Here is a 17,199-nt window from a genome sequence, read left to right on the forward strand (position 1 = left end):
CGCTATTGGTATCCAGGTACTGTGGCGGGGCGGGTTAAAATTGCACGACAAGAGTCACGGTGGTAGGTCCCCAACCTACGGGAGTTGATGGTGCGATTTGGTGATTTGTCTAATCGGAATTTCAATCCAAAATTCTGTACCTAACCCCGGCTGAGAATCACATTTAAACACACCACTGTGTTTATCCACGACAATCTGATAACTTATTGATAACCCCAAGCCAGTGCCTTTCCCCACTGGCTTAGTAGTGAAAAATGGGTCGCAGATTCTTGCCTTTATCGCTTCGGGTATTCCTGAGCCATTGTCTGCAATGCGAATTACTACGCTATTGACATTGCCTTCAAGCTCACCAAGAGTAGTACGGATAGTAATTTGATGGCTATGAGGTTTCGATTCAGATTCCCTGTAATCTTCTAGGGCATCGATCGCATTGCTTAAAACATTCATAAATACCTGATTCAGTGGGCCAGCATAGCACTCTACTAAGGGCAGGTCACTGTACTCTTTGACTAATTTAATAGCCGGACTTTCCGGTTTTGCTTTCAAGCGATGCTGCAAAATTAGTAAGGTGCTATCAATGCCCTCATGAATATTAACTGGCTTTTTTTCTGCGTGGTCAAGGCGGGAGAAATTCCGTAAACCCAAGACTATTTGACGGATGCGATCAATCCCAATTTTCATGGAAGATAAAGTTTTAGGCAAATCCTCGATGAGAAATTCTAAGTCTATTTCTTCTGAGCGATCGCGAATCTCAGAGTTGGGGTCAGGGCAGTTTTGCAAATACAGGTCTAGTATACTGAGTAAATCTTGGGTGTAATCGTTGACATGGTTGATGTTGCCATAAATGAAGTTCACCGGGTTATTAATTTCATGAGCAATACCAGCTACGAGTTGACCGAGTGAGGACATTTTCTCAGTTTGGATCAGTTGGGTTTGAGTTTGCGTTAAATCATGCAAAGCTTGAGTCAGCTTTTCTGTCTGCTCTTTGGTCTGATTATGCAATTGGGCTTGTTGGAGTGCAACCCCAAGCTGATTGGCAATTTGAGTGATGAACTTAATTTCTGAGGCTTCCCAGTGGCGGGGTGCAGAGTTCTGGTAAGCTGCTAGCAAACCCCATAGCTGTTGCCCGATAAATATGGGTGCGATCGCATACGCCTTTACTTGTAATTGCTCCAAAGCCGCAATGTGACACTCCGAGTGACCAGACTGATAGATATCATCAACTATATAGCTTTCATTATGGCGATATCGTCCACCTTGAGTTTCCTTTAAATAGCTATCTTCCCAAACTGTCTTGAGATCAGAACCTACAAGTTTTACCCAACCATCACCCACAAACTCGGCGATATATTCACCACTCCAATCTGGATGAAAGCGATAGACAACCACACGATCCGCTTGCAGTGATTTGCAAATTTCTTGAGTGGTAGTTTGAAAAATCATATCTAAGTCAAGAGATTCCCGGATTTTCGCAACAACTTCAAACAATACCCGTTGTTGTTCTGCCGCTTGTTGCAAATCAACAGCCTGATGCTTGGTTTGTTCAAGTAAATCAGCTTGTTCCAGTGCTACAGAAAGCTGTGCAGCAACTTGGGTAGCGAACTGGATTTCTGAGGATTGCCATTCACGTGGTTGGTAACACTGGTGAATACACAACAAACCCCACAGTTCATTACTTTTAGCCAGTGGCAAAACTAAATTGGCTTTAACTTGGAGTTGCTCCAGCATTTGGACATAACAAACATTCAGCTCAGAGTTGTGGATATCAGCGATCGCGTGAATGCGTCCTTGACGATAGAGGGCATCATACTTTTTCTTAAAGCAGTTGTCTTGAATTTTTAATGTTAAAGCAGAAGTAAACTCTGGCAAAAGATCCTCTGAAACAATTTCACCTTCATCGAGTTCGGAATTCGCGTCAAAGCGGTATACTACCACTCTGTCAGCATTTAAAGAGCGACGGACTTCACACACAGTTGCGGCAAAAACTGTATTTAGATCAAGAGATTCCCGAATTTTGACAACTACTTCAAACAATACATGTTGTTGTTCTGCGGCTTGTCGCAAACTTAACGTCTGCTGTTTTGTTTGCCTTAGTAATTCTGCTTGCTGAAGTGCTACTCCCATTTGGGCAGCAATCTGACTGAGAAAGTTAACTTCAGAGGCTTTCCATTGCCGGGGGCCAGTGTGTTGATAAGTTGCCAGCAAACCCCAAAGTTTTTGCCCAACAAAAATCGGAGCAAGCACAAAAGCGTGAATTTGAAACTGTTCTAGATTATCGATATGACACTGAGCAAACCCCATACTGTAGATGTCATCGACTGCAAATGTTTCATTGTTGCGGTAACGTCCTCCTTGTGTGTCTTGTAGGTAAGTATCATTCCAAACTGTATTAATACCTAGTTCAGACTCATTCGACCAGTATGGATTAGCAGCCTCAAAATCGCCGACAAATTGACCACCCCAATTAGAATCAAAACAATAAACAGAAACGCGATCGGCTTTGATTAATTGACAAACCTCTTTAGTGGTTGTTTGAAAAATGGTATTTGTGTCAAGAGATTCCCGAATTTCGGAAATGACTTTAAACACAGCCTGTTGTTGTTCAGTTGTCCGTTGTAATTCAACTGTGCGTCTTTTAACTTGTTTTTCTAAATTTTCATTAAAGGCTTGCACTTGTTGGTATAGTTCATACTGCTGAACTGCTGAAGCAAAGTGTTTACCGAGGTCTCTAGCCAGTTCAATCTCTTCGAGCGTCCATTTTTGAGCTTGTGCTTTTTTAGATTCGCGCCAAACCTGAAAGGATTGTCGGGGGTACAGTTGCCTTTGATCGCTGTCATACTGCCCCGCCCACAGGGTTTCTGTATCGATTTCGTCGCGGAAAATACTTAAATAGCCCAGCAACTGCTGACGATACTGGAGTGGGATCATCAACATGCTACGAATTTTAGTTGGTTGAAAAGCAACTTGCAAAGTTCGCAAGCTAGGAGTTTGATATATATCTAAAATCGGCCAAACATCGTAGTTACTTGACTTGTAGTGTTCCTGCCAGACGCTATACTGCTCTATGAGTGGATATATAGTTTGTTCTGGCATCACAGGTTGCTGTCCACAAACATAAAGCTTGATACAACTATTTCCCGGTATTAAGCATTCTGTTAAGCTGGTCAGGTTGCCATTGTGGGAATCAAAAGCTGCATTTCTAATACAAAGCCTGCCACCAACACCATTAAAGGCAGCAACAGCCGCTTCTAGGGCTGGCTGTAATACAATAGTGGGTAGTGAATGCAGGAGGGTAGCAATGCGGTTAATGATAGTTTCTCGTTCGGCTGTTTTGCGGACTTGAGTGAGTAGGGTACTTTGAGCGATCGCTACTGAAAGTTGATCTACTACCATCTGTACAGCTTCCAATTCATATTCTGAAATCTGGCGTGACTCAGAATGGTGAGATACCAGCAGCCCCCAAAGTTGATCTTGATAAATAATCGGCGCTACTACAGAAGATTTGACCCCCATCGCACTCAAGTATTCAACATGACATGGATCTACAGGGCGGTAACGGATATCTTCTGATATAGTTTCTCCATTTTCCAACTCATGCAAGTGACTTTGACCAATCTCTTGAGTATCAAGATTAACAACAGAACGCACCCGTGATTTAATAAATAGTTCACGGGCGGTGGGCGGAATATCATCAGCAGGAAAGTTCAGCCCCAATAGCGACGGCAACCGATTTTCGTAAATTGACTCAGCAATGACCTGACCACTATCATCGGCATGAAATTTGTAAATCATCACTCGGTCAGTTTTTAGTAGCGATCGCACCTCTGCCGTTGTCACTGTGATAATTTCTTTCAACTCTAAGCTTCGTCGGATACGGTTTGAAATGCGGCGTAGTAAACTTTCTTCATGGTGACATAAGGGCAAATCTTGTTCAGGGTTGGAGATCATTGCTTATAGCAAAATAAATTAAGAATTTGCAAACTGAAATAATTAAATCTAAAGCCATTTTGAAATTTATTTCATCAAATTGTCTTCAGTGAAACTACTGCCAAATCCCGAAGACAAATATTTATTTACCTTTTATAAAAATTTACCAAAAACTCATAAAAACAGACGCTAAAATAATTGCGTCTGTACTAGCTATAAGAAAAGATTCTTGCTTCTTAGGTTTGAGTTTTTGTCAAATATTGCCGGAGCAACAAAATTAAACTCTTATGTTGTCAGTAAAACGAATTTTCAGATAGTCGTCTTCCATCTTTGCCCCTCCTGGTTGTAGTGCTGCTAAGGCTTGCGGCAAAACTAAGTTACGACGGTGGTTGCCAATAGTAATGTTTAATTCGTCCCCATTTTTACTCAGTTGAACTTGGTTTTTAGGAATACCAGGTAAGTAAAGTTCTAAACTGTATTGGTTTTGCTCTTGCACGACTCTCATAGTCGTTTCTTTATAATAAACCTGAGTTGGATCTTCATCTTTATAAAGGGTTTTCTTCAGGCGTTCTAATGAAGCCAATCCGCACATTTCCTCAGAAAAAAGCGGAACTTCTTTCACAGGTAAAGGGTGGAAATTATCATGAATTTCCTGGCGATATTGTTCCTGACTTTCCTTCCAACGTTGGAAAAATGGGTCTTGGACTTCACTTGGAATAATCCGATTAGCCACTACTAAATCTGTTGCAACATTATACAAACTCAAATAAGCATGGGCCCGGAGAGACTCTTTAATCACCATCTTTTCGGGATTAGTGACCAGACGCACTGAGGTTTGAGTATTATCTGTTAATACTTTTTCCAGAGCTTCAATTTGTTCATAAAACTCATAAGGTGCATCCATCACCTCTTTATCTGGTAGCGAAAAACCAGCAATTGGTCTAAAAAAAGGTTCAACCAGAGGTCGAAGTGCTACGGAGATGTTTTGAAATGGTTTGTAAAAACGGCGCATATACCAGCCACCGACTTCAGGTAAACTCAGCAACCGCAGTGCTGTGCCAGTGGGGGCTGAGTCGATAATTAAAACATCAAACTCACCTTCATCGTAATGGCGTTTCATCCTTACCAAGCCAAAAATCTCATCCATGCCTGGTAAAATTGCCAATTCTTCTGCCTGTACGCCGTCTAAACCCCTTGCCTGTAAAACTTGGGTAATGTAACGTTTCACAGCACCCCAATTTCCCTCTAGTTCTTGCAGCGCATCCAGTTCTGCACCCCACAGATTTGGGCGAATTTCCCGGGGTACATGTCCCATTTCTATGTCAAAACTGTCTGCCAGGGAGTGAGCGGGATCTGTACTTAAAACCAATGTTCGATAGCCTAATTCTGCACAACGGAGTCCAGTTGCAGCAGCAACGGAAGTTTTGCCCACGCCGCCTTTGCCAGTCATTAAAATTACACGCATAGATGCTTCTGTCCTAACTGAGGATTTTTACATTTATTTACATTATCGACTGTTTAAGGAAAATAAATTAGTAGGCAAGGTTTCGAGTTTATCAAACTGATTATCAATAGTGTCAGTTTATTGATAGACTTTTAACAGAAAATCAAGAATTTTAAAAATAATTTTCCGTTCTTTTGCGTCCATTTGATTGCCAACTCGACTTGTGTGTACACAGTAGCCCAATTTATCGGGGAGCGAGCGTGGTCTCTCCCTTGTCTAAAGCCTCTGGCAATGTGAGAAGGGGAGACGATGCCACGTTAACCGTTGCGCGAAGGAGTCAGACGCTCTCTACGAGACGCTCTTGCTAGCTTGCTTCCCAGCGGTACGCGGACTCGCGCTTCGTTGCGCTATCAAGCGTCTGGGGTCTCCCCAAGTGGAGTGACTGGCGTGGGGAGTGGGGGATCTAATTGCGTAACATAGTTTGATTTATTCTTGTCCACTTACATTATCATTACTAAAGTGAAACGGTATTAAGCTAAAGCCGTAAAGCACCCTACTGGCGTGGCAAGACTAAATTTGTACATTAGATTTATGGTTTTTTGGGGCTAAAGCGCGACTACGAGCCTTTAGCTATTACACCATTTTAGTCTTGCCACGCTACTACTTAAGATTTACTGAATTCTGAATTCTAACTCTCGGAACTTCTGAATCTAAGGAAGCTAAAGATTGAAAAATCCAGAGCAAAGGAAACCTCTGCTCCGGTTTTTCGCTTAACTCAGAGTTATCTCTGAATTCTGCTGTATATCCCATTTGTTTACTTCTTATTCCAGAGACTTAAAAATGCTTGAGAGATAGCTGGGGTAATCTGACTTTGTAAGTGATTTAGTGCATCACGATGGTTTGCATTGTTGTCATCATAATAAGTGAACAAATTCGTCAGCTTGACGATCTCAGGATTTTGATCATTTGTCCCCCTCCATTTATTAGTAACTTTGTATAAAACGTCCTTGGGTAGATTTTGTTGTAAGTTATTTAGGGCTGCGATGTAAGAAGGATTTTGAGGATTCTTTTTGAATTGGAAGCACAAATCTATCAGCTTAAGTTGTGATTGTGGCTGTGGCTGGGGCTTATTTGTTAGAGTAGGTTGCTGTAGAATTTGACGCTGTTCAATAGTGGCAATGCCATTTTCAGTTAAACCCTGAGATTTCTGAAATTTCTTGACTGCTGTATAAGTGGCTGGCCCATAAAAGGGCTTGTCTAGAGGAATTTCGGCATTGGTTGCAAAACCGTGAAACTTCAATCTATTCTGAAGCCCTTTGACTGTATCTTCCATTACAGTTCGAGTCTCTGAATCAGCGTTACCATTTACCACAAGTTTTTGTGAGTACTGTTTCTGAAACTTTTTAATCGCGTCTTCGGTAGGATCATCTGTCAAGGAGTTATTGTTTCTCTTCCAGGGAGCAAATTTTGTGAGATCAGGCTTAGGATCAATCTCAGGAGCTAAATATCCCAGCCCGATCAATATATGACGGATGACTTCAGGGCTACTAATGGCCATGCTTCTTGGTTCCTTTGCTACTAAACTACCATTTAATGTATCTTGTTTGACAAAAACTAAGTAAGTAGAAAAAAATAAATCTAACATATCTTGTTTGCAAGGCGTTCTAAAAGTTAAGCAATGTGTGATGACAAGGTGCAACTCTTTGAGACGTTCGGCGTAAGTGACTACACACTGGTAAAAAGAAAGGTGGTTTTAAGTCTTAGTGAGCGATCGCGATCGCTTGTTCTCAACTATTGATGATGATACTACGCAATGTTTCCTTTACACCAGCTTGCAAGCGACTCTCCGTACTTGTGCGATCGCTCTTTGCTATTTTGCCACGTTTGTAAAAGAAAGTTGCGATTGGCAACGAAGAAAAAGGGGTAAGCGATCGCTTCGGGTTGCTTCCAAATAGCGATCGCATCTATTACAGCAGATTTCAAGTTAGTTAAGTACAGTGCTTTGGTCTACAAGCCAGATAAAAAACCTTTTTGACCAAAAAAGACTCATGATACAAGCCCCTAAATTTATTTATGGGGATTATTAATTTTGACTTTTGACTTTTGACTTCCCCGTTCGCGTAGCGTCTCCAAGAGTTGGGGCTGACTCCTAACCGGAGGCGGAGCGTCTGCGGCTTTGCTCCTAACTCCTGCTCTAAAAGGTTGTTTGAAAAGTGTTTCCCTGGTGACTTTAGGCACTTTCAGATCCCCCCTAACTCCCCTTTTTAAGGGGTATCTAGAGGGATCTAAAACTTTTGATACCGAGAATATAACTTTTAAAACATCCTCTAAGGGACTGACAAAAAATAAATTATCCAAAATTATTTGTACATTTGTAGGGGCGTAAGGCCTTGCGCCCCAAAGATGGGATGTTTTTTTAACTGGAAGTCCCTAATGATAAGTAACTGCACAAAAATATTGACAGTCATTACCAACGAAGTAAAGCAATCCTAAACCGTAAGCGAATTGCAACTTTACAAGACGCTCGCTACGCGTAGCTTGCTTCTTCATAGGAGTACGTTTCACTTCGTTACACTTGTAATCATATTGTGTAATTAATTCTGTCCGACTACTTACTTAGCGGTTTGAGCGCTCTTTTTTGATGTTTGCTTTACGCCACCTTTCAAGCGGGTTATCCTGCTTTTGCGGATGCGTTCGCTTTTGCGAATACCACCCGCCATCTCATATTCGCGGCTATCGTTACCGTACTTGAAAGCGACTCCTATCAACATTTTTGCAGTAAGATTACCTAAGCTTGTTTCCAACTCTTCAATCTCGGTTCGGTAAGAATCAATCATGGCTAGAGCGCTGTTATACTCATCAATTTTGGTGCGTAACTGCTCAATTAGTTGTGTGAAGTTTTTTAAGTTGTGAGCATCCCCAAAATCTATGGTTGGATTAATCGCCTTCAGTCCAGAGGCTCTTAACTCAGCCTTTTCTAGAATGCGGGATATTAGTTTTTTACGAGACATAAATTTACTCTTATCAAAAGCTTATAAAGCTAGCTTGCCCTACATTAACTATATATTGCAGCAGTATAATCCGCCAAAATTTGTATTTTTTTTAACCAAACTAATTATTATTTTTCGTGGTTTATCTTCAGCTTAACGGCAGATCGAGTGTTAATAACGACAACTTACTCAAGACTTTGTTGGGCTGCACTGCGCTTAACCCAACCTACGATTCTTCTTAAGTGAACCGTATTGCTACGCGAACAGCATCCCTCTTATTTCAAGAACTGCTGCGATCATTGTTAGCTATTTCACCATCTTGGCAAAAGGGAACTGCGATCGCATTACCTAAAATAAAATTAGTCACTAAAGGCAATGAAACCGCGCTATTCAAGGGACACGATAAAAAGTGTGCTAACAAATGCTATGGTAGTCAAATAACAAGAAATGCAAGCTTGAGACAAAAGTATTGTCAAGTACAACTGATATTGGCAGTCTAATTAGCTCTTAAAAAAGAAAACTTACCATTGATACCGTTTGGTTCCATCTTGAGTTGGGCAACGTAAAACTCTTTTTGAATTACATCACCTACTGGTGTAAAAGCAATTTCACCGAGAGGAGTTTGATATTTTCCTCTTAGTAACTCTCGATTCAATTCTGTACGCAACTGTGGCAGTGTCAATTTGTTAATGTTGCTTTTCTTATCTAAAGATTGAAGAGTTTCTACATATACCTGCAACGCAGCAAAAGCTTGAGCACTTACTTGGGGTGGTTCTCTATGATATTCTTCAAGGTAGGCTTTGCGAAATGCGGTGTTAATTTCACTGGCATACACAGGGCTATAAGCTTGAGCCACAATCACGCCATCACAAAGCGCTCTGCACACAGAAAATATATGGGATGTGTTAAAACCATTGCCACCAACAATTATTCCTTTATAACCAAGTTCTCGTAATTGTTTAACTAAATTACCTCCATCTACAGCTAACCCGGATATAATCGCTAAATCTGGTTTTAAATTAATAGCACCACTGGCTTGAGCTTGAAAGTCGGTATCTGTAGTTTGAAACTTTTGGACTGTGACTAAATCTAATCCTAAATTTCTAACTGTTTTCTGAAAAATTTCTGTTTCCGACTTATTGAAAGCGTCATTTTGAGCGTAGAATACAGCTACTCTTTTAAGATTAGGATTTTGCTTGAGTGCAGCTTTCACCGAATAAGGAGCGACGACAGCAACAGATGAAGAAACACGAGTTACATAATCACCAATTTCGGGAATGCCTTTAGCAGTGTTTGATGCTCCAATAACTGGGACTTGATTGCGTTCTGCTACGGGATCAGCGCTAAAAGCTTGTTGTGATAAGGTAGGGCCAACAATGCCAACAACTTTATCTTTACTAATTAAAGTTTGAAAAGCGTTAATGGCTCCAACTTCATCGCCACCAGTATCTTGATAGACTAATTTAATTGGTCTACCATTGATACCTCCTTTATCATTAAAATACTTCTGGGCAATTTTTACTCCATCAGTTCCCTCTTGACCAAGTAATGCTACATTGCTCGTTTGTGCAAAGGCGATACCGATAGGAATAGCATTAGCTGCACCTGTTGTCGCTGTTGGATTATTTGCGGAATTTGCATCATTACTGCCACTTTTACCACAAGCTACCAGCAGCATAGAGCATGTAAATAGTAAGGCAGTTTGATGTGTAAACGCTTTTTTCATAGATGTATGGCGATGATATTTGTTAGGATAATACTGGATTGTAGTGTATTACATGTAAATGAGAAACGCTATAGTTTTATGATCAGCAACTGAAGCAGAAGAAAAGTCAGATCATAAACACTGCCAAACTCAGCACTGATGGCACTCATCAAGTTGTTTTTTTGCCCGAAGACTTTCAACTCACTAGCACAGAAGTCTATATCAAAAAAATTGGTAACGCTATTGTTATAGCAACGCCATATTGATTAGGATGTAGATTGGAAAGCAGTTTAAAATCCTGCCTTAGCCATGTCCAAACCATAGAGTGTTGGGATGAGGGGGCTAGCACTGCAATCGTTAAAGTATTGCGACAAATATAATTGTCATAATCAATCCCTGTGGTTAGGGATTAATCATGGCGATCGCTCATACGGAACTGCGATCGCTTCTCTATTGGATCAACCCACCATTACTTCTATAGTTTCAACTTAGATTGCATATTTTTTATGCAATTGTGGCAGGAGTTATGGGATCAATCTGTAATCTTTTCAGAAGAAAACCAAGTCTGTGACGAGGAACTGAAGAACTGTCATGTCCTTTGCACGTCTGGTATAGAAGGCACATTTTACTCAAAATGAATTTTCTTCAAGTTCAGCGATGTCTAGCGACAAGTCGGTTCACGTTTAGGCTCGTAAAACACGGGAGCAAGTAGAACAGGGTTATTCTGGTTCCTTGTTGGGAGAAAACCAACTCTGGCGAGGAGGTGAAAGATTGTTTTGAAGGCACTTGTTCCGCCACGCCTGTCGCTCAAATTGAAAAATCCTCAAGTTGAGTAGCGATCGCATTGCAGGGGTAGTGGGTCTGTACAATAGCCTATAGCGCTTCTCAATTGAGTCGAATACAGACCTAACCCCCAGCCCCTTCCCTTGTAGGGAAGGGGAGTAAGAGATTCAAAGCCTCTCTCCTTTTAGACTACGGTGGTGTGCACAAGTATGACCAGCATAAGTTTTCACTCTTCTAGTTGTTTCGTAGGGTGCGTTATGGAGACGCCGAAACAACAAATGCGATCGGCGAAATAACAAATGAGTTCGCCGAAATAACAAATGAGTTCGCCGAAATAACAAATGAGTTTGCCGAAATAACAAATGAGTTCGCCGAAATAACAAATGAGTTCGCCGAAATAACAAATGAGTTCGCCGAAATAACAAATGCGTTCGCCGAAATAACAAATGAGTTCGCCGAAATAACAAATGAGTTGGTGTAGCCCACCGCAGGCATTGCCATGATTGCAACAATTTAGCTTTGTCACGCCAGCGTAACGCACCCTTTGGGTGACGCTCCTGCGTCGCTAACGCTGCGCTAACAGCAGTCGCCCGCGGAGGGAAACCCTCCCGCAGTGCTGCTGAACCGCAAATCTTAATCTTTGGTGGATGAAGTTTTCCGACTTGTGTGTACACCGTAGCCTAAAAGGCGAAAAGGTCTTCACCTGGGCAGATAAGTTTACCTTGGAACAAGCAGAGGGTGACTGAAAGTACGGAGGTGCATGAGGTAGCAACAAAATTTATCCAGGCGAATTGTTATCAGCCATCAGTGCTAGGTATCAGATTTATAAAATATTGATTACTGCGTGGAAAAGTCGGCTGAAATAAATGTTTACAAACTTCTGAAAGCCTTAAATGTTAAACTTTACAAGTTGCAGCGCGAGAGAAGAAGGTTTCGCGCATCAGAAAAGAAAAGCCGATTGCTGAACTTTATGAATGGTAGGCTGCCCCTATACTTAGTTGAGTTTTGTTTTATACGCTCCATCAGTTTGTTGTACCCCACGAAGTCACCTTCATACCATCCAACTGTCTTGGCAAACCGAAGATAATTTTCAACATCTTTCTCCGTCCAGTCTTCTGGTTTTATCACCAGTCTATTCCCAGTGCTAATCCATATCTTTTTCTGCACACTAAAGCCAAAACGGTTGTCTGCATTGACCCAAAGCTGGTCTATTCTTTTCAGGTCTGGACAAGAAAAATTATTAATAGAGTCGATATCTAAATACTGTTCTTTTTCTCTTTGAGCAAGATTAAGCATGAGTTGATCTGTTTGTCGATCAGCTGACTCCCAATTTTTGACCTTCAAAAAATCTTCTAGTTGAGTATATAAATGTTTAGTGAAAGATGCTTCAACTTCTTTTCTCAATTCCGATTCTATATTATTTTGAGAGATAAGTTTAATTAAATCTCGATGAACTGATTCAATATTTTTGGCTGTAATCAACTGATTATTTTTAGTAAAATTAGTCTCATTCGGATAATTTTTCAAAATCTTAAATGCTGTCTTATAAGACTCTATAGCTTGATGATTTTTTTTGTTGTGAGCTAATAAACTACCGTGAGTTTTCTGGAATAAAACTTGAATTTGTAAGCCCTGACTGGAGTCGAAAGCTTCTTGATCAGCTGCCTCTAAATTTTTTTGGCTTTCCTTAATTTCTTGTTCTGCTTCTTTCATTTTTTTAAGCTGTTGATATACTTGAGACTCAGCAACAAATACTAATGCTTGTTTCAACGAGTGATTATTAATATTAAAAGATAAGGCAGATAGCCTTAAAGCTTCGTTGTAATCAAATGTAACTTCTTCGGAATTATACTTACTGTTATTTTCTAATTCTCCAGCTAGTTTATTTAATTGCTTAACAGTTTCGACTTCCTCTTGAGTTTTCTTCATTTGGTTTCTGGACGATAGCCCGGTAGTCGCTGCTCCTAATATTGCTAAAACCAAAACGACAATTCCAATACTAATTCGTCGTTGAGCTTTCTTATTAGCCTCACTGAGCAATTGATTTCTTGCTTCTGCTGCCTCCTTATCCATCCTCTCTCTTGATAAAGCTGCTTCTTGTTCTTGAGCAGTAATCTCATCTTGAATTTTTTTCTCTTTACTAGCTGCTAAATACTGCTTATCTTGGTAACTTAAATTCTTGTCTCTCGCCCATTCATCGGCTTCCTGCAATGCCTTGCCTCGCAACAGCCGTGATTCATCAGCACCTCTAGAAGCTACCCAAAAGCGAAAGTTTTCAGAATAAGGACGCAAGTTATTTAATTGTTTTTTAATCCAATTAGAATCAAATATTTCCCGATAAATATGGTTATAAACTTTTAATTTATCCTGCCTTTTAACAACTAAGCCTGATAATTGTAATTCACTAACTTCTATACTGTTATTACTAGCTAATTCACCTGATTGTCGAACTTGCTGATACAATTCCAGCAGATAGCTAGCTCGTTGGTCATCTGAGCAAATTCTGTTGCGTATAGTTCGTAGATGCTCTGGGTTATCCTGGGATTCCCAATTGTCAATAATTTTTGCTCTGACTAGCTCCGAAACGGTACAAGGATTGTCTTTAAAAGACTCGTCAACCATCAATTTACACAGCTTTTGGGTGAGAAATGGTTGTCCTCCTGTCCAATCTAAGATCTCCTCAATTACTCTTCGAGGATTATCAAACCTTCCCTGCAATCCCTTGATTAACGGTTGAATCTCCTCAAGCTGAAAACCATGCAGTTCAATTTCTTCGCCAATATTAAAAGGCGTTTGGGTTTTATCAGTAATCAAATCACTGGGTGTAGCGACTCCTAACAATGCAAAAGTTAACCTTTCAAAAATGGGTTTATCAACTCTTTGATTTTGAAAAAACCGAATCAGAGCAAAAAAATCATCCAGAGAGAAATCCTGACTCAATACCCGATCGATTTCATCCACAAAAATGACTATCGGTTGCTGAATCTTTTTGAGTAATACTTGCTCAATGAACAAACTCAAACATCTGACTGGATCTAAAGTCTTTTGGTGTTCTTGCCACCATATCTGCCAATCAAAATCAAATTTTTCTTCTAACTGGCAACTTTCTACCAGAGCGTAAACAATCCCCCCATACCACTGTGATATTGTTACCTTGTGCTTCCCAATGCCTGTCAAGTCAATTGCTGCACAAACAGTCCCTTCTGCTTCTAATCTTTGCATTGTTCGTACCCGTAAACTCGACTTTCCCATCTGTCGAGAATTTAGTACATAACAAAATTTTCCTTCTCTTAATTATTTTGTAAAATTTATCATCAGCTTGCCGTTGAACATAGCTTGGAGCATCAGAGGAAAGACTAGCACCTATCTGATAGAAGTCGGAGTTATTTGCTACCACTTTTCAAAACTCCTTAAAAAACGCGGCGGAAATACTCACGATACAGTTGGCAACGGGGTGTAACATGATTATTATGTCTTTGCACCAACCCCAAACTGTGCAATTTGTAAATTTGCATTGGTTCTAATTCTACCCCGACTTGGGAATTAACCACCCGTTGCAAACATTGGGCTAGTTCTGGTACTGATTGCAAAATCCTTAATAGAGAGCGTAAATGATTACTATAAATACCTGCTTCTGTTGTTGCTGACTGTAATAAATTATTAAAATCTATTTTTCCTGCTGCAATCTCATACATGGCCAAACGCAACAGGTAAGGGTGTCCTCCTACCATTGTCCTTAATTGTTCTAAATATATCTGTGCATCTTGCATTCCATGTTTGTTTGCTAGTTCTAGTATCTGCTGCTGATTAAATTCCTCTAGCTCTATAGGTATTCCAGCATTAAAGGGGGATTGATGGATATCTAAAGGGATATAAACTTCTGTAGAATGTGCTAGTACAAGCCGCAGTTTTTTCCAGATATCCAAAGTCTTCCCTTTTTCATGCCAAGAGCGTAGCATTCCGAAGAAATCTTCTAGTACTTCACTATAAGGAAATAATCGATCTACCTCATCTAAGCCTAAAACTAAAGGGCAATTAATCTTAGTTAGAATATGTTTTTTGAAGTAAGCTGTACAATTATCATTGCTACCTAGCAAGTTCGTATTCCACGACTCATCTACTTTATTTTCTAGGTTAAGCTCATCACTGACTTTTGCACAAAACCAACGTAGAAATCTATCAAGATTTTTAAATGGTGCTAAACCTATTCCACCCAAATCTAAATAAACTGACTGATAATTATGTTGTTCTCCGTAAGCAAGAATTCTAGTTAATAAAGAAGTTTTACCCATCAGTTTGGGTGCTTTAATCCGAATTAATGATCCAGGTTTTAATATAGTGTCATAACAAGTAGATTCCAGACTATCTTGTTTTATGTAAAAAGGTGAATTGAGTGGCACATATCCATCTGGATATTCTAATTCCATAGCTAGAGGAGAGTTCACTGTCTTATTTACCAGAGGTTTTCGTTCAATATATATGTCCTTGTCTTCCGCCCTCATTCCAGAGTTTTCAGTCGCTTGCAACTGTTGTTCAATTGCATCTAACTTGTCATTAAGCTCCTTCAGGGTGCGTTCTTCTGACTGAAGCTGGTGTTCATATTGAAACTTGCGTGATGGATCTGTTTCAATAATCCATTCCTTTCGTATCCTTGCAATCCTCTGGCTTTGGAGTGCGTAGGCTTTTTCGAGTGAGTCTTGTTCTTGCTGCGATCGCTCTCTTTGGTTTTGTGATTGTGCTGGATTGTCTGAAGCCATCTGCTGTTGCCCCATGTGAATATTCCAAATGTCGTCGCCAATATTCCCAGCGTTTACTGTGTCACTATTGATTAACCGACTATCAAATTGGGAATTGGATAAGTGATCAGATTGCTTATTATCATCAAAAGCATTAATAAGTATGATATGGGGTGAATCTTTAAGGTTTAGACGTTCCAAAATCTGGTTTATTTTGACAAGTTCATTTTCTGAAAAATACAATATTACCTTCAATGGAGGATTTGTTGAATCACTAGACTTCTCATAGATTTCGCATTGCTTGGCAAGATTACTTTCTAATTGCGAATTCTTCCCAAGTTTGAATTCAACTAACGTCTTGTCTGCCTTGTCACAGAACACTTTTAAATTGACGGTTTCAGACCCATCATTTACCTCTCTACTTATATTATCAGGAGTGGAAAACCATGTTAAACGGTAGATACGTTGAAGGTCTACTTCTCGTCTGAGAGGTTTATTATTAACATAACAAAAACGATGTCCACCTTTATTTTCAATGACATCTTTAAGAAACAATACTCGCTCTTTTGCCTCATAATATGTGTTTCCTGGGCTTTTATAAAACCCAATTGGCTTTAGGTACTCATTCACTAATTGAGCAATTTGTTCAACAAAAAGAGCTTTTACCTCTGCAACACGTTTTTCTGCAATAGAGGCTGCTTCATCGCCCTCCTCTTCTTTAAGCCGAATGTAATGATCAATAACCTCTGGAAATTTATCTACTGCTAAAGTAATAGCATCTTGTATCTCCTTTTTTTTTGCTTTTGAATCCGTAGGAATAACTCGCAAAAGATACTCATTGACTTGAGCACGTAAGACTTCGTTCGGTAATCCATCAGCAATTCCTTGAAAACGCTCTAAAAGCTCTGGTCTATTAATCCATGACTCATCTTTCGTTAAGATATCTTTGGGAGTAAGAAGAATATAATCACCATTAATGTATGGTAATTGAAAATTTGCAGAAGTCCAACTACGGGTAGTATAATTAAATTTTACCTTGTTTATTGTTATCGACTTAATTTGACTTTTAGATAAATTATTTAATACAAATTCTTGAGTGTATGCAGCAAGAAAATTTTTTATGAGGTTAGTTGTAAAGTCACTGATATTATCACGTCCTACACCTTCACGAACAAGGCATAATTTTTCTAAGTGGCTACTGCGCGTAATTGTCTCTTCGCCAAAACTTCTAAATACAGAATTTAAGTTTTTGTTCAGAGCCTTAGCAAAATCTTTTCCGAGTCCATGACCTTCATTGCCTTTTAGACTGAATCCAAGCCAGTTTTGCTTAACTTCAGGAAACGTAAACCATGCATCTACTAAATGCGGATTAATCGCACTTGACAAAGACATTTCCTTCAAAAAACGCATATAGCGTATGATATCTTCGTGAAGCTCTTTATAGGTTGGGTTTTCACTGTTAAACAGCAAAAATGGATCTACGAATAAGGGTAGATCGTTGATGAGCGATATATTGAAAGCTCCATATTCCTCGATTAAGTCCGGTGAAACTTCAAAAAAATCTGAAAAGAAAATAGCCATTGAGTAACTTAAATGCTTTTTAAGGCAAATTGA

At 39.8% G+C, this 17,199-nt stretch carries 11 protein-coding genes; 3 read left to right on the plus strand and 8 right to left on the minus strand.

The window, feature by feature from the left end; all coding sequences use genetic code 11:
- Positions 1 to 75 precede the first annotated feature (75 nt).
- From V7K49_RS21850 to V7K49_RS21870, 5 genes are all read right to left on the minus strand, one after another.
- Entirely contained in the window at positions 76 to 3,948 is a 3,873-nt protein-coding gene (locus V7K49_RS21850; RefSeq protein WP_335207427.1) for a GAF domain-containing protein, read from the minus strand.
- Between the two features lie 256 nt (positions 3,949 to 4,204).
- Positions 4,205 to 5,392: a TRC40/GET3/ArsA family transport-energizing ATPase gene (locus V7K49_RS21855; RefSeq protein WP_335207429.1), complete on the minus strand. Its 1,188-nt coding sequence runs from the start codon at positions 5,390 to 5,392 to the stop codon at positions 4,205 to 4,207.
- A gap of 793 nt (positions 5,393 to 6,185) precedes the next feature.
- Positions 6,186 to 7,016 carry a peptidoglycan-binding domain-containing protein gene (locus V7K49_RS21860; RefSeq protein WP_334870607.1) on the minus strand — a complete coding sequence of 277 codons (831 nt, stop codon included), beginning with the start codon at positions 7,014 to 7,016 and terminating at the stop codon, positions 6,186 to 6,188.
- A 161-nt stretch (positions 7,017 to 7,177) separates the two neighbouring features.
- Entirely contained in the window at positions 7,178 to 7,354 is a 177-nt protein-coding gene (locus V7K49_RS21865) for a hypothetical protein (protein WP_335207430.1), read from the minus strand.
- Between the two features lie 629 nt (positions 7,355 to 7,983).
- On the minus strand, positions 7,984 to 8,382 hold the full coding sequence (locus tag V7K49_RS21870) for a hypothetical protein (protein WP_335207431.1): 399 nt from the start codon (positions 8,380 to 8,382) through the stop codon (positions 7,984 to 7,986).
- A 221-nt stretch (positions 8,383 to 8,603) separates the two neighbouring features.
- Here V7K49_RS21870 and V7K49_RS21875 point away from each other — a divergent pair, with 221 nt between their 5' ends.
- The gene (locus tag V7K49_RS21875) at positions 8,604 to 8,861 is read left to right on the plus strand and encodes a hypothetical protein (protein WP_335207432.1); all 258 of its coding nucleotides are present in this window, start codon (positions 8,604 to 8,606) and stop codon (positions 8,859 to 8,861) included.
- On the opposite strand, the gene V7K49_RS21880 is transcribed toward V7K49_RS21875, so the two are convergent.
- Positions 8,858 to 10,087 (minus strand): ABC transporter substrate-binding protein, encoded by a 1,230-nt coding sequence (locus V7K49_RS21880; protein ID WP_335207433.1) that lies wholly within the window; start codon positions 10,085 to 10,087, stop codon positions 8,858 to 8,860. The two genes, V7K49_RS21875 and V7K49_RS21880, sit on opposite strands and share 4 nt — an antisense overlap.
- A gap of 312 nt (positions 10,088 to 10,399) precedes the next feature.
- Here V7K49_RS21880 and V7K49_RS21885 point away from each other — a divergent pair, with 312 nt between their 5' ends.
- Positions 10,400 to 10,558, plus strand: a complete 159-nt coding sequence (locus V7K49_RS21885; protein WP_335207435.1) for a hypothetical protein — start codon at positions 10,400 to 10,402, stop codon at positions 10,556 to 10,558.
- A 541-nt stretch (positions 10,559 to 11,099) separates the two neighbouring features.
- Positions 11,100 to 11,330, plus strand: coding sequence for a hypothetical protein (locus tag V7K49_RS21890; RefSeq protein ID WP_335207437.1), 231 nt, complete (start codon positions 11,100 to 11,102; stop codon positions 11,328 to 11,330).
- Between the two features lie 422 nt (positions 11,331 to 11,752).
- On the opposite strand, the gene V7K49_RS21895 is transcribed toward V7K49_RS21890, so the two are convergent.
- On the minus strand, positions 11,753 to 14,101 hold the full coding sequence (locus V7K49_RS21895) for an AAA-like domain-containing protein (protein ID WP_335207438.1): 2,349 nt from the start codon (positions 14,099 to 14,101) through the stop codon (positions 11,753 to 11,755).
- Positions 14,102 to 14,259: 158 nt separating this feature from the next.
- On the minus strand, positions 14,260 to 17,166 hold the full coding sequence (locus V7K49_RS21900; protein ID WP_335207439.1) for an AAA-like domain-containing protein: 2,907 nt from the start codon (positions 17,164 to 17,166) through the stop codon (positions 14,260 to 14,262).
- Positions 17,167 to 17,199 lie beyond the last annotated feature (33 nt).

It is taken from the genome of Nostoc sp. (genome assembly GCF_036919675.1).
GTDB lineage: Bacteria > Cyanobacteriota > Cyanobacteriia > Cyanobacteriales > Nostocaceae > Nostoc.